This window comes from Pseudomonas sp. St316 (assembly GCF_018325905.1).
Taxonomy (GTDB): domain Bacteria; phylum Pseudomonadota; class Gammaproteobacteria; order Pseudomonadales; family Pseudomonadaceae; genus Aquipseudomonas.
Genome location: NZ_AP021901.1, coordinates 1,705,907 through 1,724,620, shown reverse-complemented (window position 1 = coordinate 1,724,620; position 18,714 = coordinate 1,705,907). Strand labels below are relative to the sequence as shown.

Below are 18,714 nucleotides of genomic sequence, written 5' to 3'. Positions count from 1 at the left end.
TGTGCTGACATACATCAGCCCACCCCAGCCAAACGCCAACTAGACTGACCTTATCGTCCCTCCGACAAGGCTGTCGCCATGATTTCGATGTCTTCGTTCAACGCCATGCTGGTGCCTATCATTGCCGGCATGATCTTGCTGGCCATCGGCTTCAACTTCCGTGACAAGAACGTCGGGGTCTTTGCCATGTGGATCGGCATGTTGTTGATCCTCGCCACGGTGGTGTTCAAGATCCTGAGCAAGCTCAACGAGTCGCTCTGAACCTGACTCAGGCCGGCGGTTGCTCCGGCACGTCCACCCCGACATGGATCGCATCGTGTCGCCAGAACTCCAGGTCGCAATCGATCAGCCGCTGATGCTGGTCATAGTTGACCCGGGCGATGCGAAGCCCGGGGCTGCCCACCGAAACCTTCAACGCCGCTGCCGCTTCCGGCTGTAACGAGGTGGGCACGATTTCAAACTTCACCCGTCCGTAGTGCAGGTCGTAGTGGCGGGCGTACAGCTCGGTGATGGACTGGTTGAGGTCGAACCCCAGGATGTCCGGAAAATACTGCGGGTTCAGGTAGTGCTCGACGTACAGCACCAGGCGCTCGTCGATACGCCGCACGCGGCAGATCTGGATCACGCTGGACAACGCCGGTAATTGCAACCAGGCACACACCGCCGCCGAAGCAGGTTGCAGGCGCGCCGAGATCACTTGGGTAGAAGGCACACGCCCTTGGGCTGCGACCATGGCGTGGAAATGGCTGCGCTGCATCAGGTTGTAGGCCAGGCGCGGCGGCGAGACGAACCAGCCCCGGCGCTCCTCCCGATAAATCTGCCCCTGGGCTTCGAGCTGTAACAACGCCTCGCGCACGGTAATGCGCGTGGTCCCGAACAATTCACTGAGCTTGCGCTCGGCCGGCAATTTGCTGCCGGGCGCCAGCAACCCATGGTCGAGTTGCTCTTGCAGGACGTGTCCGATGGCTGTCACCGCTTTGGTTGCATCGATGCGCATCAACGTTACCTATCTGGACTAGACCAGCACTGTTTCGGGGCAGGATCGAGGGTTCATCGACCCGCTTCTGGGTCCAGCAAGCCTAGGCACTGCACATGACTGGCAGATGACAAAGCCGCCGAACGGTTGCTTTGCACGCGTGCAAATTAACGGCCAAGTCCTTTCAGATCAGCTGTTTAACCATGGTCTACGCTTAATTCACAGCCAATGTCCCCGAGCCTGGCATTTCCCACCGCGTGCGACACCGACATCAAAATGTCACAGGGCTCGCCTACATTGGCTCAGGTATTGCTGACCTAGACCAACACAACCGCAATCGCAGCGTTGAAAACGCCCATAGGAGCTTCGGATGAAACAGCTTTTCCTGGCATCACTGTTAGGCTCGACCATTGCCATGTGCACCGCCGCCATGGCCGCTGACACCGATCTGAAAACGTTGGAAGCCGCTGCGAAAGCGGAAGGCGCCGTGAACAGCGTCGGCATGCCCGATGACTGGGCAAACTGGAAAGGCACCTGGGACGACCTGGCCAAGCTCTACGGCCTGAAACACATCGACACCGACATGAGCTCGGCCCAGGAAATCGCCAAGTTCGCCGCCGAAAAAGACAACGCCAGCGCCGACATCGGCGACGTCGGTGCGGCGTTCGGCCCGATCGCGGTCAAGCAGGGCGTGGTCCAACCCTACAAGCCAAGTACCTGGGAACAAGTACCGGCCTGGGCCAAGGACAAGGACGGCAACTGGGCATTGGCCTACACCGGCACCATCGCCTTCATCGTCAACAAGAAACTGCTGCACGGTTCCGACGTGCCGACCAAATGGGCTGACCTGAAGACCGGCAAGTACAAAGTCTCCATTGGTGACGTGAGCACCGCCGCCCAGGCCGCCAACGGCGTGCTGGCAGCCGCCTTGGCCAACGGTGGCGATGAGAAGAACCTGCAGCCGGCGCTGTTGATGTTCGCCGAGATCGCCAAGCAAGGGCGCCTGTCCATGGCCAACCCGACTATCGCCACGATGGAAAAAGGTGAAGTCGAAGTCGGCGTGGTCTGGGACTTCAACGGCCTGAGCTACAAGGCCAAGATGGCCAACCCGGATGACTACGTCGTGTTGATCCCGTCTGACGGCTCGGTCATCTCCGGCTACACCACCATCATCAACAAATACGCCAAGCACCCGAACGCCGCCAAACTGGCTCGTGAATACATCTTCAGCGACGCCGGCCAGATCAACCTGGCCAAAGGCAACGCCCGTCCGATCCGCGCCGAGCACCTGAAACTGCCGGAAGAGGTCCAGGCCAAACTGCTGCCAAACGAGCAGTACAAAGGCGTGACCCCGATCAAGGACGCGGACGCGTGGGAGAAGACCTCCAAGGCACTGCCGCAGAAATGGCAGGAAGACGTGATCATCAATATGCAGTGAGGCGGTAGCTCTCGCTCGGAGATCCACCGAGGATCCAAATTGTGGGAGCAAGCACTGTGGGAGCAAAGCTTGCTCGCGATAAACGATGACACGGTCTTACAGTTGCACCGTGTCGCCAGCATCGCGAGCAAGCTTTGCTCCCACAGTGCCTGCTCCCACATTGGGCCCTGTGGTCAGCCCGAGTTTCCTGGTATCTGTCCGGAGTTCCGGTACCCATGAAGCACAACGTCATCCTGGTGGTGCTCGACGGTCTCAACCATGAGGTCGCCCGGCATGCCATGGGGCATTTGCAGGCTTACGTCGGCGCAGGACGCGCGGCCCTCTACAAACTGGAATGTGAGTTGCCCGCCCTGTCCCGTCCGCTCTACGAATGCATCCTCACCGGCGTCGTGCCCATCGACAGCGGGATCGTGCACAACAACGTCTCGCGCCTGTCGAACCAGCGCAGCATTTTCCACTACGCCACCCAGGCCGGCTTGAGTACGGCGGCCGCGGCGTATCATTGGGTCAGCGAGCTCTATAACGCTTCACCCTTCGTGGCCGGTCGCGACCGTCACACCGACAACCCCGACTTGCCGATTCAACACGGGCATTTCTATTGGAATGACCATTACCCCGATTCCCATCTGTTCGCTGACGCCGAACACCTGCGCCAGCGCTACTTGCCGAACTTTTTGCTGGTGCACCCGATGAACATCGACGACGCCGGCCACAAGCACGGCCTCGACACCCCGCAATACCGCAATAGCGCGCGCTCGGCCGACGTCAACCTGGCGGTTTACCTGCAAGACTGGCTAGACGCCGGTTACCAGGTGCTGGTGACGTCCGACCACGGCATGAACAACGATCGCTCCCATAACGGCCTGCTGGCCGAAGAACGGGAAGTGCCGCTGTTTGTCCTGGGCAGCGGCTTCAGTTTCGATCCCGCGGCCACACCCCGGCAGACCGAACTGTGCGGCACCATTTGCCAATTGCTCGGCGTCGACCACGACAAACCCTATTGCCAGGAGTTACTCAAGTGAACGCCATGACGCGCGGCAAATGGCTGGCAGCGTTGTGCCTGGTGCCCTTCGCGATTTTCTTCATCGTGTTCCAGATCGCCCCGCTGCTCTGGGTGCTGGTCAACAGCCTGGAATCGGAAGAGTTCGGCTGGGGCCTGGCCAACTTCAGCAAGATCTTCAGTTCCAAGTTCTACCTGCAAGCGATCCAGCACAGCCTGGAGATCAGCTTCTGGTCCAGTATGTTCGGCATCGTCATCGCCGTGCTGGGCAGCTACTCCCTGCGCCGCGTGGATTCGCGGCTGCGCAACTTCGTCAACGCCTTCGCCAACATGACCAGCAACTTTGCCGGCGTGCCCCTGGCCTTCGCCTTCATCATTTTGCTCGGGTTCAACGGCAGCATCACGATCATGCTGAAACAGGCAGGGATCATCGAGGATTTCAACCTGTACTCGAAAACCGGGCTGATCATCCTCTACACCTACTTCCAGATCCCCTTGGGCGTGCTGCTGCTCTATCCAGCCTTCGACGCCCTGCGCGAAGACTGGCGCGAATCCGCCGAACTGCTGGGCGCCAACGGCTGGCAGTTCTGGCGACACATCGGCTTGCCGGTGCTGACCCCGGCGCTGCTGGGCACCTTCGTGATCCTGCTGGCCAACGCCCTCGGCGCCTACGCCACGGTCTATGCGCTGACCACCGGCAACTTCAACGTGCTGCCGATTCGCATCGCCGCCATGGTCTCCGGCGACATTTCCCTCGACCCGAACATGGCCAGTGCCCTGGCCGTGATATTGGTGGCGTTGATGACCGTGGTCACCATCGTCCATCAGTTGCTGCTCAAGAGGAGCTACCATGTCTCGCGCTGAACCGGGCTCCGTCGGGCTCTACCATCGGGTGGTGGTGTACGTGCTGTTCGCCATCCTGCTGCTGCCCCTGGCCGGCACGCTCGTCTACTCCATCGCCAGCAGCTGGTCGGCCACCGTGCTACCCAGCGGCTTCACGTTCAAATGGTATGTGCAGTTGTGGAGCGATCCGCGTTTTCTCCACGCCTTCGGCCAATCGCTGCTGGTCTGCGTCGGCGCGCTGGTGCTCTCGGTGGTGTTGATCCTGCCGTTGCTGTTCGTGGTGCACTACCACTTCCCCAGGCTCGACGCGCTGATGAACATCCTCATCCTGCTGCCCTTCGCGGTGCCGCCAGTGGTGTCGTCGGTGGGGCTGCTGCAACTCTACGGCTCCGGGCCGCTGGCGATGGTGGGTACGCCGTGGATCCTGATCGGCTGCTACTTCACCGTCGCCCTGCCGTTCATGTACCGGGCGATCACCAACAACCTGCAAGCCATCAACCTGCGCGACCTGATGGACGCCGCCCAACTGCTCGGTGCCAGCACCTTCCAGGCCGCGTTCCTGGTGGTGTTGCCGAACCTGCGCAAGGGCCTGATGGTGGCGCTGTTGCTGTCGTTCTCGTTCCTGTTCGGCGAGTTCGTGTTTGCCAACATCCTCGTCGGCACCCGCTATGAAACCCTGCAGGTGTACCTGAACAACATGCGCAACAGCAGCGGTCACTTCACCAGTGCGCTGGTGATTTCCTACTTCTTCTTCGTACTGGTCCTGACCTGGGCGGCCAACATCTTGAACAAGGACAAAAGCCAATGAGCTACGTCAGCGTCCAACACCTGCAGAAAAGCTACGCCGGCACCCCGGTGTTCAGCGACATCAACTGCCAGATCGGCAAGGGTGAATTCGTCACCCTCCTCGGCCCTTCCGGTTGTGGCAAGTCCACGCTGTTGCGCTGCATTGCCGGCCTGACGGCGGTGGATGCCGGCCAGATCATCCTGGACGGGCAAGACATCGTCCCATTGAGCCCGCAGAAACGTGGGATCGGCATGGTCTTCCAGAGCTATGCCTTGTTCCCCAACATGACCGTGGAACAGAACGTCGCCTTCGGCCTGCGCATGCAAAAGATCGAGGCCGAGGACAGCCGCAAGCGCGTGCAAGAAATCTTGCGCCTGGTGGAGTTGCAGGATTTTGCCGCCCGCTATCCCCATCAACTCTCCGGCGGCCAATGCCAGCGCGTCGCCCTGGCCCGCTCCCTGGTCACCCGGCCGCGCCTGTTGCTGCTGGACGAACCGCTGTCGGCCCTGGATGCACGGATTCGCAAGCACTTGCGCGAACAGATCCGACAGATCCAGCGCGAGTTGGGCCTGACCACGATCTTTGTCACACACGACCAGGAAGAAGCCCTGACCATGTCTGACCGGATATTCCTGATGAACCAGGGAAGGATCGTACAAAGCGGCGATGCCGAAACCCTTTACACTGCGCCAGTCGATGTCTTTGCCGCCGGCTTCATCGGCAACTACAACCTGCTGGATGCCGACAGCGCCAGCAAACTGCTGCAACGGCCGGTGAGCGGCCGTATCGCCATCCGCCCGGAGGCCATCGAGCTGAGCCGCAGCGGCGAGGCCGATGCGCTGATCCGCAGCCACAGCCTGTTGGGCAACGTGATTCGCTACCGGGTCGAGGCCCGTGGCGTGGAACTGGTGGTGGATGTGCTCAACCGCTCGGCCGCCGACCTGCACCCCGATGGCGCCCGCCTGGCACTTTCCATCGATCCGTCGGCGCTGTGTGAGGTAGCCTGATGGCTTTATCGATCTTGAAGCTGATCTTGAAGAGGAAAACGCGCTGATGGCCCTGGCAATTTTTGATCTGGACGAAACCCTGATCCACGGCGACTGCGCCACCCTCTGGAGCGAACAGATGGGGCGCCTGGGCTGGGTCGACCCCGAGTCGTTCATGCAGCGCAACAACGCGCTGATGGACGCCTACAGCCACGGCAAGCTGAGCATGGAAGAGTACATGGACTTCAGCCTGGAACCGATGATTGGCCGCACACCGGAAGAAGTCGAACACTTGGTGGGGCCTTGGGTGGAGGACTTCATCGAACCGATCATCTTCAGCGACGCCACCAAGACCATCGCCGAACACCGCAAGGCCGGCGACCGGATCCTGGTGATCTCGGCCTCGGGCACGCACCTGGTCAAACCGATCGCCGAACGCCTGGGCATCGATGAGATCCTGGCGATCAATCTTGAAGTGACCCATGGGGTGTACAGCGGCAAGACCGTCGGCACCCTGACCTACCGCGAAGGCAAGATTGCGCGGTTGCTGGATTGGCTGGATGCCGAGGAAGAGAACCTGGAGGGCGCGAGTTTCTATTCCGACTCGCGCAATGACCTGCCGCTGTTGCTCAAGGTCGATTATCCCCATGTGGTCAATCCGGACCCGGTGCTGAGGGCACACGCCGAATCAGCTGGCTGGCCGATCCATACCTGGAAATAGGCCCATCTGTGGGAGCTTGCTCCTACAGACTCAGCCCAGCAGCAGCCACAGGCTCCAGCCGAGCAACAACACACCGCAGAGACGACTGAGCCAGAGTCCCTGCGGCAGGTTTTTCTCCAACAAGATGAAGGCACCGATCACTGCCACCCAGAGCAGGTTCATCACGCCGACCACGAACAGCAGGCCCATCAGGGCCCAGCAGCAGCCCAGGCAATAAGCGCCATGGGCCAAGCCCATGCGCCAGCCGCCGAGCACGTTGGGGCGCCAGTAGCTGAGCAGAAAGTGCAGCGGCCCGCGACAATGCTCAAGGCAGACCGCCTTGCTTGGCAGCCACTGATAAACGCCTGCGACCAGCAGCAGGCCGGCGCCCAGCGCGGTACTGCTCACGCGCATCCCCGGACTCAGCAGCACGAGCTGCTCAAGCGCCCATTGCAGCGCCGTGGCGCCCAGGGCGAAGCCGGCCCAGACCAGAACATAGGCGCTGCAAAACAGCAGCAGGGCCAGGTGTCGCTGTGGTGCCGGCATGCGCTTGCGCAGCATCTGCTGGTAGATCAACAGCATGGGCAAGGCGCTGGGCAGCATCATGCCGACCATCATCACCACCCACATGGCGAACATCAGCAGCGCATCGGCCAGGCTCCAGGGCATGAGCATGCCGCCCATTGCCGTATCAGCCATGCCGCCTGGCGCGCTCATGTCGCGGGCCATGCGTAACAGCAGCAGCCAGGCCAGGGCGGTCAGCGCGAGCAGGCAGAGCAGAAGCAGCCACTGCTCGCCTGTCAGTCGCTTGCTCGGCGTCGCCGTCTGAGGTTCTGCCATCTCTACGGCTCTATGCCATGACCGGTGAAGTGCACGTGGGCAAGGTGGCTATGACTGCCCTGGGATTGTAGTTTGAGGGCTGAATGCGTCTGGTAGCTGCCGCTGGCCACTTCGGCCTCGAGGAACTCGAAGCCGTTGGGCAGGGACAGGCGGACTCGATGAGGTGAGCCGTCGATCGGGCTGCGGATCGGCTCGCCGCTGGCCTGCAGCACGCCTGGAATGTCCAGGTGCGCCAAGCGTTGATCGACATCGATGGACAGGGTGATGGGCACGAACAGCGGTTCGAACGCTTCACTCATGGTGCTGCTGAACACCTGAAACACGTTGGCCCCAGGGTCGCTCTCCAGGCCAGAGAGGATGGTCAGCAGGGCCTGGCGCTGCGCCTCGTCGGCGCGTTCATCGATGAACACCTGACAACTGCCGTTGCCCTCATGGATGGCGCCCGGCCAAGCGAAAGTGGCGGCCCAGCACAAGCCATCCAGCGCCACCTGATTGAAATACCCAAGCTCCACTCGCATCGACGCCACCGCCTGGCAGTGACCACGGGTCGGTGGCGCATTGAATTGGCAGGGGCAGCCCCAATTGCAGTTGCAGGAAACGAATTCGACGCCCTGCATGCGCCATTCGGCGATGGCCATGATCAACCTCTTCACCTCGCGGTGAAATGAAAGTTGCGGTTACCCCATCCCCCATTAGTTAACGCTAGCAGGGCACGCGCATCGGCTACCGGCTGCCGACCGAAGGTCGGCGTGCCCGGTGGCGCAAGACGCCAGACTTGCGGCCCTACACCAAGGCTTACAATCTGCGACTGTAGCTTCCTGCGAACACCCGAAACCAATGTGGGAGCAAGGCTTGCCCGCGATGGCGACCGCACATTCAACATCAATGCAAACCGATCCACCGCTATCGCGAGCAAGCTTTGCTCCCACAGGTTCGCGCACAGAGCCGTAGTCAGCTCAGGCTCTCGTCGATCAGCAATACCAACTTCCCGGACACCTGGTTGGTCGCCAGTTCCGCAAACGCCGCTTCGGCGTCCTTGATGGCGAAGGTCCGGGCCAGTTGCGGGCTCAGGCGCTTGTCGGCAAACAGCGGCCACACCTGTTGGCCCAGCTCGCTGATCAGGTCGGCCTTGAAGTGCTCGTCACGGCTGCGCAAGGTCGAGCCGAGCAATTGGATGCGCTTGCCCAGTATCTGGGCCAGATCGAGCTCGGTCGAGCGCCCGCCCATCAGGCCGATCAACACCCAGCGGCCGTCAACTGACAAAAGTTTCACGTTCAGTTTGGCATAGCTGCCGCCCACCGGATCGAGGATCACATCGAAGGGACCGAGGTCGTTCAAACCTTCCAGGCCATCGGTGCGCACCACGCCGCCCTGGGCGCCCAGAGCCTCGCAATAGGCCAGCCGTTCGGTCGAACCGACACTGACCCAGCACGGGTTGCCAAACGCCTTGCACAGCTGGATCGCGGCCGAGCCGACCCCACTGGCGCCAGCGTGCAGCAGGACTTTTTCACCCGGCTTGAGCGCCGCCAGCTGGAACAGGTTCAGCCACGCCGTGCTGTAGACCTCCGGCAGCGCGGCCGCTTCAGCCAATGACAAGCCGTCCGGCACCGGCAATACATGCCGGCCATCGACCACCACTTCCTCGGCCATCCCTCCGCCGGCCAGCAACGCACAAACGCGATCGCCCACCTGCCAGGACGAGCCCGGCCCGACCTCGCTGATGACCCCGGCGCACTCCAGCCCCAACACTTGGCTAGCGCCGGGTGGCGGCGGGTAAAGTCCGGCTTTTTGCAGCAAATCGGCCCGATTCAGGCCGGCGGCTGCCACACGAATACGAACTTGCCCGACATCACACGTCGGACTCGGCTCATCTGCCCATACCACTTGGCCTTCAACGCCTTGCAATGCTTTCACGGTGCCTCCATAGTGAGTCTCGACTGGGCCCGCTGCTTCAACGCCGGGCTTTCTTGCATTATGCGCCCGGGCCACATGGAACCGGCGACTTCAAAGACGGCCTAATATGCGTTATCAATTGTCCCTGCGTCGAATCAGCATGAAGCACCTGTTCCCCAGCACCGCCCTCGCGCTAGTCATTGGCCTCGGCCTGTTACCGCTGTCGAACGATACGTTCGCAGCCAACAGCTGGGACAAGCTTCAGCCCGATCGCGACGAGGTGATTGCCAGCCTTAACGTCGTCGAGTTGCTAAAGCGCCATCACTACAGCAAGCCGCCGCTCGATGACGCGCGTTCGGTCATCATCTATGACAGCTACCTGAAGCTGCTCGATCCGTCGCGCAGTTACTTCCTGGCCAGCGACATCGCTGAATTCGACAAGTGGAAGACCCAGTTCGACGACTTCCTCAAAAGTGGCGACCTCAACGCCGGGTTCACCATCTACAAGCGCTACCTGGACCGCGTGAAGGCGCGTCTGGACTACGCCATTGCCGAGCTGAACAAAGGCGTCGACAAAATCGACTTCAACACCAAGGAAACCTTGCTGGTCGACCGCAAGGACGCCCCTTGGCTCAAAAGCACAGCCGAACTCGATGACCTGTGGCGCAAACGCGTCAAGGACGAAGTGCTGCGCATGAAGATCGCCGGCAAGGATCCCAAGCAGATCCAGGAAACCCTGACCAAGCGCTACAAGAACCAATTGGCGCGCCTGGACCAGACCCGCGCCGAAGACATTTTCCAGGCGTACATCAACACCTTCGCCATGTCCTACGACCCGCACACCAATTATCTGTCGCCGGATAACGCGGAAAACTTCGACATCAACATGAGCCTGTCCCTGGAAGGCATCGGTGCGGTGCTGCAGAGCGACAACGACCAGGTGAAAATCGTGCGCCTGGTCCCGGCGGGCCCTGCGGACAAGACCAAACAGGTCAGCCCGGCGGACAAGATCATCGGCGTGGCCCAAGGCAGCAAGGAAATGGTCGACGTGGTCGGCTGGCGCCTGGACGAAGTGGTCAAGCTGATCCGTGGTCCGAAAGGCTCGGTGGTGCGCCTGGAAGTCATCCCGGCCAGCAATGCGCCGAACGACCAGACCAGCAAGATCGTGTCCATCACCCGTGAAGCGGTGAAGCTGGAAGAACAGGCAGCGAAGAAATCGGTCCTCAACCTCAAGCAGGACGGCAAGGACTACAAGCTCGGCATCATCGAGATCCCGGCCTTCTACCTGGACTTCAAGGCCTTCCGCGCCGGGGATCCGGACTACAAGAGCACCACCCGCGACGTCAAGAAACTGCTGACCGAGCTGCAGAAGGAAAAGGTCGACGGCGTCGTCATCGACTTGCGCAACAACGGCGGCGGCTCCCTGCAGGAAGCCACTGAGCTGACCAGCCTGTTCATCGACAAGGGCCCGACCGTGCTCGTGCGAAACGCCGATGGCCGGGTGGATGTGCTGGAAGACGAAAACCCGGGCGCGTTCTACAAAGGGCCGATGGCCTTGCTGGTCAATCGCCTGTCCGCGTCGGCCTCGGAGATTTTCGCCGGCGCCATGCAGGACTATCACCGGGCACTGATCATCGGCGGCCAGACCTTCGGCAAAGGCACCGTGCAAACCATCCAGCCGCTCAACCACGGCGAACTGAAACTGACCCTGGCGAAGTTCTACCGGGTTTCCGGCCAGAGCACCCAGCACCAGGGCGTGCTGCCTGACATCGATTACCCGTCGATCATCGACACCAAGGAAATCGGTGAAAGCGCCCTGCCCGAAGCCATGCCGTGGGACACCATCCGGCCTGCGATCAAACCGGCCGTGGACCCGTTCAAGCCGTTCCTGGCCCAACTCAAGTCCGAGCACGATGTCCGTACGGCCCAGGACGCGGAGTTTGTCTTCATCCGTGACAAGCTGGCCCTGGCGCAGAAGTTGATGTTGGAAAAAACCGTCACCCTCAACGAGGCCGACCGTCGCGCGCAGCATGCCGACATCGAAGCCAAGCAACTGACCATGGAAAACCTGCGTCGCAAGGCCAAGGGCGAAGAACCGCTCAAAGAGCTGAAGAAAGAGGACGAAGACCTGATCACCGAGCCGGAGAAAACCAAGCCGGAAGACGATGCCTACCTGAGCGAGACCGGGCGGATCCTGCTGGATTACCTGAAACTCAACACGGCGATCGCCAAACACTAGGATGATGGCCATTTAATGGTGATGCTCGTCGGAGTGTCATCAAACTGACATCAGTCTGTCGTGAAATACAGGACTGGGTGCCGCGCACCCAGTCCTTTTTTTATCGCCAGAGATTGCCATGACCACGACAGAACAGCTGAGTGCCTTGAGTTCGATCCTGGCTCAAAGCGGTTTGCACAGCCTGTTCCAACCGATCATCTGTCTTTCCGAACGGCGCATCGTGGGTTATGAAGCCTTGACCCGCGGCCCCTCCAACAGCCCGTTGCACTCCCCCATCGCGCTGCTCTCCGTGGCCCGCCAGGCCGGCCGCCTCAGCGAATTGGAACTGGCCTGTCGCCGCAGCGCCTGCCAGCGCTTCAATGAGCAAAAGCTGCCGGGCAAACTGTTTCTCAACGTCTCGCCCGAATCCCTGCTGGAATCGGCACACCAGACGGGGCGCACACTGCAACTGCTGCAGGACCTCGGCATTGCCCCCAGCCAGGTCGTGATCGAACTGACCGAACAAACCCCCATCGATGACTTCCAGCTCCTGCAAACCGCGCTGCATCATTATCGTGCGATGGGTTTCTCGATTGCCCTGGACGACTTGGGCGCCGGTTATTCCAGCCTGCGGCTGTGGTCTGAATTGCGGCCCGATTATGTGAAGATCGACCGGCATTTCATCGACGGTATCCACCAGGACGCCCTCAAGCGCGAGTTCGTCGGCTCGATCCTGAAAATCGCCCGGGCCTCCCGCGCCCAGGTGATTGCCGAGGGAATCGAACTGCCGGAAGAACTGGCGGTGCTGATCGAGATGGGCGTCGACCTGGTCCAGGGCTATCTGCTGGCTCGGCCTCAAGAACAACCGTCACGCGATGCCCGGGCGCTGATGCCCAAGCAGGACAGCGGCGTGGCGGCGTTGATCGATGAGGTCAACGACCTGAGTGCGCTGCTCAACGAACAACCGGCAGTGGCCCACAACACACCGACAGCCACCGTGCTGGAAGCGTTTCGTCGCCAGGCCAACCTCAACTCCCTGGCAGTGCTGGATGATCAAGGGCAGCCCTGCGGCATCGTCCATCGCCATTCGCTCTCGGACGCCTTGCTCAAGCCCTTCGCCACCGACCTCTTCGCCCGCAAACCCATCAGCCGCCTGATGAGCGATGACTTCCTGGCGGTGGAATTGAACCAGTCGCTGCAACAAGTCAGCCGCCTGATCACCAGTCGCGCCCGACAACGTATCGAAGAAGACTTCATCATCACCCTCAACGGCAGCTACCTGGGCCTGGGCCGGGTAATCGACGTGCTCAAGCTCATCACCGAAATGAAAATCCAACAGGCGCGCTACGCCAACCCCTGACCCTGCTGCCGGGCAACGTCCCGATCCAGCAATGCCTCACGCGCCTGCTGCAACAACGGCAGGAGTCGGTGATTTGCTACGTGGACATCGACAGTTTCAAACCCTTCAACGAGATGAACGGAAGCGTTTTGTACAAACAAATGCGTGACGAGCCGGACACGGCTAACCAGATGATTCACCTCGTCGCGGGGCTGATTCAGCAGAGCTATGATCTTGTGCCGAAGAAATAAAAAATCTGAAGCGATGGATAGACCAAGCCCGCCAGCAAGCTAGGGACCGAAAGGTTGACCTCCAGAACAAGCACTCGCTTGAAATCTCATGATCTATGAGGCATGAAGCGTGTTCCCAATTTGGGAACAAACGCTTGACGGCCTATCGAACCAAGAGTAATTTGTTCCCAAATTGGGAACAAAATACGTGATCATGAGACTGCTAGGGCGTGACAAGCTCCTTCCCTTGAAAGGGAAAAGCGAGCAAATCGATAAATGGATTTCCAGCTGGGTCAGCGAGATCGCTAATGCCAACTGGAAAAGCCCCGATGAATTGATTGAACAATATCCTAGTGCTCAAAAAGTAAAGGAAGGACACTTTTCGTTCTGTGTTTGCTCTTCCCGTTACTTTATTGAACTGACGATTGCCTTCGCTCAAGGCATTGCCATCATCACTGCTCCGATTAAAAAGCTATGAATATTTTAGAAGCAAAAATTATCCGCACTGAACAACAGTACCAAGCGTACTTTGAAAAAGTACAACAACTGGTTCACTCGATGCCCAAGCCGGGCACTAAAGAAAGTGACGAGCTTGAATTGCTCTCCATACTTATTGAAGATTATGAAAAGCAAAAATATCCCGTAGAGAGTCCTGACCCTATCGACGCCATCCTATTTAGGATGGAGGAAAAAGGCTTAAAACAAGCAGACCTAGTTCCATATTTCGGCACTAGGAGCCGCGTGTCTGAGATACTTTCACGAAAACGACCTCTTACAGTCCCAATGATAAGAGCACTCGCAATAGGGTTAGGAATATCAACAGACACTTTAATCGGGCTGTCCGAAATAGAAAGCTCCTCAAATAAAGAAAGCATCGACTGGAAAAAATTTCCGTTCACTGAAATGGTGACAAGAGGTTGGATTCTAAAAGCAACCGAAAAAGCAAAGATCACCGCAGAAGACATAGTTAAGAACTTTATATCTGAAATGGGTTTACAAGTAAGCGGAGCTTCATTCAGAAGAACGCTCAAAGGTGAAGCAGCAACACCAACGACCCATTACACGCTTTACGCATGGATAGCCCGAATCATCCAAAAATCTCGTGCAACACGTAAAAATACAAATTATAAAAAAGACTCAATAGACAACAGCTTCATCAAAGAACTATCACATTTAAGCAGATATGAAAATGGCCCTCTGCTAGCGGTTAATTTGCTGGAGGAAATAGGAGTATCCGTAATTATAGAACCTCACCTTAAAGGAACAATGCTAGATGGAGCGGCCTTACAAGATAGTGATGGCACACCTATAATTGGCCTAACTTTAAGATACGATAGAATAGATAATTTCTGGTTTACACTAATACATGAAGTTGCTCACATATGGAAACATGTGGAGGACAACTCTGAAGCAATACTCGATGACTTAGAAGCACCATCTGATGATAGGAGAGAAGCCGAAGCCAATAGAATAGCCCGTGAGACTTTCATCCCAAGAGCCATATGGAAAAGATCTGAGGCTTATTTGAGTCCTAGTAAAGAAACCATCCTACAGCTCTCTCAGGACTTGAGAATACACCCAGCAATAATCGCTGGAAGATTAAGGCAAGAAAGCGGCAACTATAATCTGTTTTCTGACCTCGTCGGACAAGGCGAAGTGAGAAAGCTTTTCAGATCTGAACCTTAAGGTACCTTGTGATGAACAATCAATACTTTCCAATTTTGAAAGCAAAAAAAGGCGAACTAGAAGCCCTGAGCAAACTTTCGCCCAGTGTTCTTGCTCGCACCACGCCGATTATCGAACTTGCGAAATTAGGTGGTAAGCAGTTAGAAACGGCTATGAAGCGTACAAATACTCCTTTCAAAGAGTATGTTGAAAAATGCTCTCTTGCCGTGTCAAAAGCCACTCCAAAGAAACAGGTCATGATTGACATTTTTCAATGGCCGGCGAATTTCACAGTGGAAACAGGTGAGCATATTTTAAACTACAGCATCGATCAGCTCGCTGCACGAGGCGTTATCCCTTGTCCGATCATAGGATATGATCGCTGGGACATTGTAGAATACAAAGAGGCAATAAAGTCGATTAATCTTGTAGAAGGCCAATTCTTTAGCATTCGCTTAGATAGTGTTGCTCTTGAAGACATGCTCGACCCTGACTACTTTAATGAAATACTGGAAGATATTACCGTCGAGACCGGATTAGATCCAGCGTCTACCCCTGTAATAATCGACTTAGCGGATATTTCAAACAAATCTGTAAGCGATGCGATAGAAACAATACAGCATGCTTACGAACATATGCGTTCATTAGGATTCACTTACATAATAGCAATTGGCAGCTCCATTCCAGCATCGGTGAATTTAGCCGTAAAAACAAAAGATTCTTCTGGAACTATATTCAGAAAGGAAATTCTGGCTTGGAAAGGTTTTTTGCAAGCATTCCCAAATGCTAGCTTGTATTTTGGCGACTATGGTGTCCGCAATCCAAGGGCAGCGGAGAACATTATCGCACCAGATATGAACGGAAAAATACGTTACACGATTGAAAACAGCTATTTCATAGCCAGAGGACATTCGCTAAGGCAGGATAACAAAACAGCTCAAAACAACGTTTTGGCAAAAGCAATTGTTGATTCGCATCACTATATGGGTGCTAACTTCAGTTGGGGAGACCTCCGTATAATGGAGTGCAGCCAAGGCAAATTTGTTGGCAGCCCGACCACATGGATATCAATCGATACTAATCACCACATCAGCTCCCTCACCACCGAAATCTATGAATTTACCAGCCAACTTGCAGCGACAGTTTCCAGAACAGAAAAAGCATGATCAATATAGGCCCGACAATTTTTTGCCGGGCCTAATTTTTCTAAGGAGCATTTTGTTCTTTCAGTGCCTCATAAATTGTTTGATAGCTCATATAAGTATCTGTTCGCATCTTATTTAGCAACGACTCGCCGCGTATTTTCAGTATTGCCTCGTAAGACTTCAGAAAAATATTCCTAAAAGCCACCTGCGACGCATCTTCAGAGGCTCGAATAGAGCCGAACTCCAAACAATATAAGACCCAAGAGTGTAATGCCTCGTCTTCAGCATTCGAAAAAAAATCATAAAAACTTTCAACCGGAGCCTGAGAAAGCTTTAAGTAGTCCTCACTATTTAGACCATTTGTCCCAACATAAGGCAGGATGTAATCCGCGAACCCCTTCTCAGCTTTTGACTCTTCAATATATGCATTCAATGCATCTGAAAGATACTTATCTTTCGGCCATCTATACAGGCTTCGCTTATCAATTACCGTACCTTGTTGCGTCAACCCCAGCATGTACTCATCGACAATCTGCGTAGCTCTTTCGTTACGCTCCAACCCTCTATAAGCCTCACATACTGAATCCAAATCCATGAAGGACATTTTATTCAAACAAACTTTTAACGCATTTTCAAAAGACGCAATCAACTCATCTTCATCGTCTTTAAAAGAACACCTATACACAGACCACGCACCTCTAAGCATCTGTATATCTTTATTATGCTCTACTTTTGCTGCCAGCTCCTCAGCCAGCTTACTTATCTCACCAGCATCTAAATAACCTTTCTCGACCAAAGAAATGATGGCAATATCTAATTCATCACAGTTCGAAAAACCATATTCTTTTAAAAAAATTGAAACTTTATTTTTAATTGCAGCATCCGGCGAGTCATCTTTATTTGAGAAATAGGCCTCAAAACCACTACCCCCCAACTCCTTAATTGCACCTATCATTACACGCTGGGGGTCACTGGAGTAAATTGACCAAACGGCCAATGTAAGAGTATGTAACACTTGCGTGACTATCGGCTCTGGGTAATTACGTATCACCGAGGCGAGAGATTTTGAAAAATAAAGAATCTTCTTGAGAATTCTGATATTGGAAATTTTAAGGGCTATAGAGTTTGTCAGCAGCCTATGCTCATACTCATCGCCCACATTAAAAACCAAATTCGCAGCTTCGTCTGGAGTAGGAGCAAACTCGATTTCATAATCAAATACTTTTTCGTTAAACTGGAAATATTCGTCCAACCCAGCACTTAATTGAGAGTGATTCAATACCAAAATAACACTGCAGTTTTTATTCTCCACCAGATAAGAAATAAGTCCCAGAACTTCCTTGCCAGATAGACCTGAATTTCTTCGCTCATAATCATCAATACAAATCAGAGTATCAGAGACACTTGCGAAAGAGATAGCATCGACGACACCTCCCAATCCTTTTACAAACGGTATTGAAGCAGCATCAGTAGTAACCTTTACACCTTTCCTTACAGCTCTCTCTAAGGCTTGCCCTACACCTGCTAAATTCCCAATCAGGCTTTTGAAGTCTCCATTAGTATCAGCATTTTCACTAGAGACAACATTCTCAAAAATCGCCCGCTTTAAATCAACTAAATTACTTAATCCAAAAAGCGAAACATAAGCGTATTTTTTTCGAGATATTGACTCTTTTTTCTGCTTTAGCAACATATTCCAAAGGTATGTTTTCCCAGTGCCCCACTCGCCTTTTAAAACAACAGCTCTCGAGTTAGGCTCAGATATGAACATCTCCAATGCAGATTGGACCTGCTGAACAGACATATAGCCACCTTGCAATTAATTCATTTAAGAAATTCAGAAAGTCTCGCGACATACATAAACATATATTAGATAGAAAACTCAACGCTTCCGACGATGAGAATCTATCGCAATGCTATTAAAACGAAAACTATATTAAGCCAATATAGAGTAATTGACGATTATCTAGTCATGAAAAAATCCTAGACCAAGGGACGCCTTGCATTGAATTCGATAGGGTTCTCGACCTCGACAAATGAATCCTGCCTGTAAACAGTGAACCCCTTCAACAAGCTGTACGGGAGCGTTTTGTACAAATTTTTCACAGGGCCGTAAAACGACATCTACGGCTACGGTCGCGGCGACGAAGTTTTGCTGTGCCTGGCCCAATGCCTGAACGAACGCATCGACCCCAGCCGCGACTTCGTCGGCCACATCGGCGGTGACGACTTCCTCCTCGTCCTCGGCCCGGACGACTGGCGCAAACGCCTGGACCAACTGCTCAGCGACTTCCAGACCCACTGCCGCCGCTTCTACCGCCCGGAACATCTGGAAGCCGGATGTTTTACCGCGTTGAATCGCCAGGGGATCCGCCAGGAATTTGCGCTGCTGTCATTGTCGATTGGCGTGGTGCATCTGCGTTCCGAGGCCTGCGAGGAGCTGGATGCCAGTCAGCTGGCGGAACTGGCTTCGCAGGCCAAGCACCATGCCAAGGAGATTTTGGGGGGAAGTGTGTATCTGGTGGAGGGTTTGGCTGAGCGGGCGCCTTTGGTGGCATTGGGTTTGACGGTGTGAAGCACCTGGCGCGGCCCCGTGGCGAGGGAGTTTGCTCCTTCGCCGCGAAAAGCGTTTTGGAGGTGTGTTGATTAGCCAT

The 18,714-nt window shown here is 55.8% G+C and carries 16 protein-coding genes and 2 pseudogenes; 13 read left to right on the top strand and 5 right to left on the bottom strand.

Features of this window, described 5'->3' with window-relative positions; genetic code table 11:
- Positions 1-78: 78 nt before the first annotated feature.
- Positions 79-261 (top strand): hypothetical protein, encoded by a 183-nt coding sequence (locus tag KI237_RS07730; protein ID WP_212799444.1) that lies wholly within the window; start codon positions 79-81, stop codon positions 259-261.
- Between the two features lie 7 nt (positions 262-268).
- On the opposite strand, the gene KI237_RS07725 is transcribed toward KI237_RS07730, so the two are convergent.
- On the bottom strand, positions 269-997 hold the full coding sequence (locus KI237_RS07725) for a UTRA domain-containing protein (RefSeq protein ID WP_212799443.1): 729 nt from the start codon (positions 995-997) through the stop codon (positions 269-271).
- 349 nt (positions 998-1,346) lie between these two features.
- Between KI237_RS07725 and KI237_RS07720 the strand changes: the two genes are divergently transcribed.
- From KI237_RS07720 to KI237_RS07695, 6 genes are all read left to right on the top strand, one after another.
- On the top strand, positions 1,347-2,414 hold the full coding sequence (locus tag KI237_RS07720; protein ID WP_212799442.1) for an ABC transporter substrate-binding protein: 1,068 nt from the start codon (positions 1,347-1,349) through the stop codon (positions 2,412-2,414).
- A 215-nt stretch (positions 2,415-2,629) separates the two neighbouring features.
- On the top strand, positions 2,630-3,436 hold the full coding sequence (locus tag KI237_RS07715) for an alkaline phosphatase family protein (RefSeq protein ID WP_212799441.1): 807 nt from the start codon (positions 2,630-2,632) through the stop codon (positions 3,434-3,436).
- Positions 3,437-3,441: 5 nt separating this feature from the next.
- Complete coding sequence (locus KI237_RS07710; RefSeq protein WP_212800575.1) at positions 3,442-4,278, top strand: ABC transporter permease; 837 nt, start codon at positions 3,442-3,444, stop codon at positions 4,276-4,278.
- Entirely contained in the window at positions 4,265-5,065 is an 801-nt protein-coding gene (locus tag KI237_RS07705) for an ABC transporter permease (protein WP_212799440.1), read from the top strand. Before KI237_RS07710 ends, KI237_RS07705 begins: the two co-directional genes overlap by 14 nt.
- Complete coding sequence (locus KI237_RS07700; RefSeq protein ID WP_212799439.1) at positions 5,062-6,051, top strand: ABC transporter ATP-binding protein; 990 nt, start codon at positions 5,062-5,064, stop codon at positions 6,049-6,051. Before KI237_RS07705 ends, KI237_RS07700 begins: the two co-directional genes overlap by 4 nt.
- A 46-nt stretch (positions 6,052-6,097) precedes the next feature.
- Positions 6,098-6,751, top strand: a complete 654-nt coding sequence (locus KI237_RS07695; protein ID WP_212799438.1) for an HAD family hydrolase — start codon at positions 6,098-6,100, stop codon at positions 6,749-6,751.
- Positions 6,752-6,781: 30 nt separating this feature from the next.
- Here KI237_RS07695 and KI237_RS07690 read toward each other — a convergent pair whose 3' ends face one another.
- The 3 genes from KI237_RS07690 to KI237_RS07680 form a co-directional block, all read right to left on the bottom strand.
- Positions 6,782-7,570 carry a DUF2182 domain-containing protein gene (locus KI237_RS07690; RefSeq protein WP_212799437.1) on the bottom strand — a complete coding sequence of 263 codons (789 nt, stop codon included), beginning with the start codon at positions 7,568-7,570 and terminating at the stop codon, positions 6,782-6,784.
- Positions 7,571-7,572: 2 nt separating this feature from the next.
- The gene (locus tag KI237_RS07685; RefSeq protein ID WP_212799436.1) at positions 7,573-8,208 is read right to left on the bottom strand and encodes a DUF1326 domain-containing protein; all 636 of its coding nucleotides are present in this window, start codon (positions 8,206-8,208) and stop codon (positions 7,573-7,575) included.
- A 313-nt stretch (positions 8,209-8,521) separates the two neighbouring features.
- Complete coding sequence (locus tag KI237_RS07680; RefSeq protein WP_212799435.1) at positions 8,522-9,484, bottom strand: zinc-binding dehydrogenase; 963 nt, start codon at positions 9,482-9,484, stop codon at positions 8,522-8,524.
- Positions 9,485-9,623: 139 nt separating this feature from the next.
- On the opposite strand from KI237_RS07680, the gene KI237_RS07675 reads away from it, so the two are divergent.
- The 5 genes and pseudogenes from KI237_RS07675 to KI237_RS07655 all read left to right on the top strand — a co-directional run bounded on the left by KI237_RS07675 (position 9,624) and on the right by KI237_RS07655 (position 16,081).
- On the top strand, positions 9,624-11,702 hold the full coding sequence (locus tag KI237_RS07675; RefSeq protein ID WP_212800574.1) for a carboxy terminal-processing peptidase: 2,079 nt from the start codon (positions 9,624-9,626) through the stop codon (positions 11,700-11,702).
- 118 nt (positions 11,703-11,820) lie between these two features.
- Positions 11,821-13,163 (top strand): annotated as a pseudogene (locus KI237_RS07670) (EAL domain-containing protein); the annotation flags it as partial.
- Positions 13,164-13,464: 301 nt separating this feature from the next.
- Complete coding sequence (locus tag KI237_RS07665; RefSeq protein ID WP_167663944.1) at positions 13,465-13,728, top strand: type II toxin-antitoxin system HigB family toxin; 264 nt, start codon at positions 13,465-13,467, stop codon at positions 13,726-13,728.
- On the top strand, positions 13,725-14,936 hold the full coding sequence (locus tag KI237_RS07660) for an ImmA/IrrE family metallo-endopeptidase (RefSeq protein WP_083349617.1): 1,212 nt from the start codon (positions 13,725-13,727) through the stop codon (positions 14,934-14,936). Before KI237_RS07665 ends, KI237_RS07660 begins: the two co-directional genes overlap by 4 nt.
- Before the next feature lie 11 nt (positions 14,937-14,947).
- On the top strand, positions 14,948-16,081 hold the full coding sequence (locus KI237_RS07655; RefSeq protein WP_200660215.1) for a beta family protein: 1,134 nt from the start codon (positions 14,948-14,950) through the stop codon (positions 16,079-16,081).
- A gap of 40 nt (positions 16,082-16,121) precedes the next feature.
- On the opposite strand, the gene KI237_RS07650 is transcribed toward KI237_RS07655, so the two are convergent.
- Positions 16,122-17,864, bottom strand: a complete 1,743-nt coding sequence (locus KI237_RS07650) for a P-loop NTPase fold protein (RefSeq protein WP_212799434.1) — start codon at positions 17,862-17,864, stop codon at positions 16,122-16,124.
- A gap of 312 nt (positions 17,865-18,176) precedes the next feature.
- Between KI237_RS07650 and KI237_RS07645 the strand changes: the two are divergent.
- A pseudogene (locus tag KI237_RS07645) lies at positions 18,177-18,635 on the top strand (diguanylate cyclase domain-containing protein); the annotation flags it as partial.
- Between the last annotated feature and the right edge of the window lie 79 nt (positions 18,636-18,714).

What these genes read in the sequence shown, in the direction of transcription:
- KI237_RS07655 (WP_200660215.1), top strand. Translation starts at nt 14,948, where the DNA reads ATGAACAATCAATACTTTCCAATTTTGAAAGCAAAAAAAGGCGAACTA.
- KI237_RS07695 (WP_212799438.1), top strand. Translation starts at nt 6,098, where the DNA reads ATGGCCCTGGCAATTTTTGATCTGGACGAAACCCTGATCCACGGCGAC.
- KI237_RS07725 (WP_212799443.1), bottom strand. Translation starts at nt 997, where the DNA reads ATGCGCATCGATGCAACCAAAGCGGTGACAGCCATCGGACACGTCCTG.
- KI237_RS07690 (WP_212799437.1), bottom strand. Translation starts at nt 7,570, where the DNA reads ATGGCAGAACCTCAGACGGCGACGCCGAGCAAGCGACTGACAGGCGAG.
- KI237_RS07685 (WP_212799436.1), bottom strand. Translation starts at nt 8,208, where the DNA reads ATGGCCATCGCCGAATGGCGCATGCAGGGCGTCGAATTCGTTTCCTGC.
- KI237_RS07650 (WP_212799434.1), bottom strand. Translation starts at nt 17,864, where the DNA reads ATGTCTGTTCAGCAGGTCCAATCTGCATTGGAGATGTTCATATCTGAG.
- KI237_RS07660 (WP_083349617.1), top strand. Translation starts at nt 13,725, where the DNA reads ATGAATATTTTAGAAGCAAAAATTATCCGCACTGAACAACAGTACCAA.
- KI237_RS07715 (WP_212799441.1), top strand. Translation starts at nt 2,630, where the DNA reads ATGAAGCACAACGTCATCCTGGTGGTGCTCGACGGTCTCAACCATGAG.
- KI237_RS07720 (WP_212799442.1), top strand. Translation starts at nt 1,347, where the DNA reads ATGAAACAGCTTTTCCTGGCATCACTGTTAGGCTCGACCATTGCCATG.
- KI237_RS07705 (WP_212799440.1), top strand. Translation starts at nt 4,265, where the DNA reads ATGTCTCGCGCTGAACCGGGCTCCGTCGGGCTCTACCATCGGGTGGTG.
- KI237_RS07710 (WP_212800575.1), top strand. Translation starts at nt 3,442, where the DNA reads ATGACGCGCGGCAAATGGCTGGCAGCGTTGTGCCTGGTGCCCTTCGCG.
- KI237_RS07675 (WP_212800574.1), top strand. Translation starts at nt 9,624, where the DNA reads ATGAAGCACCTGTTCCCCAGCACCGCCCTCGCGCTAGTCATTGGCCTC.
- KI237_RS07700 (WP_212799439.1), top strand. Translation starts at nt 5,062, where the DNA reads ATGAGCTACGTCAGCGTCCAACACCTGCAGAAAAGCTACGCCGGCACC.
- KI237_RS07665 (WP_167663944.1), top strand. Translation starts at nt 13,465, where the DNA reads ATGAGACTGCTAGGGCGTGACAAGCTCCTTCCCTTGAAAGGGAAAAGC.
- KI237_RS07730 (WP_212799444.1), top strand. Translation starts at nt 79, where the DNA reads ATGATTTCGATGTCTTCGTTCAACGCCATGCTGGTGCCTATCATTGCC.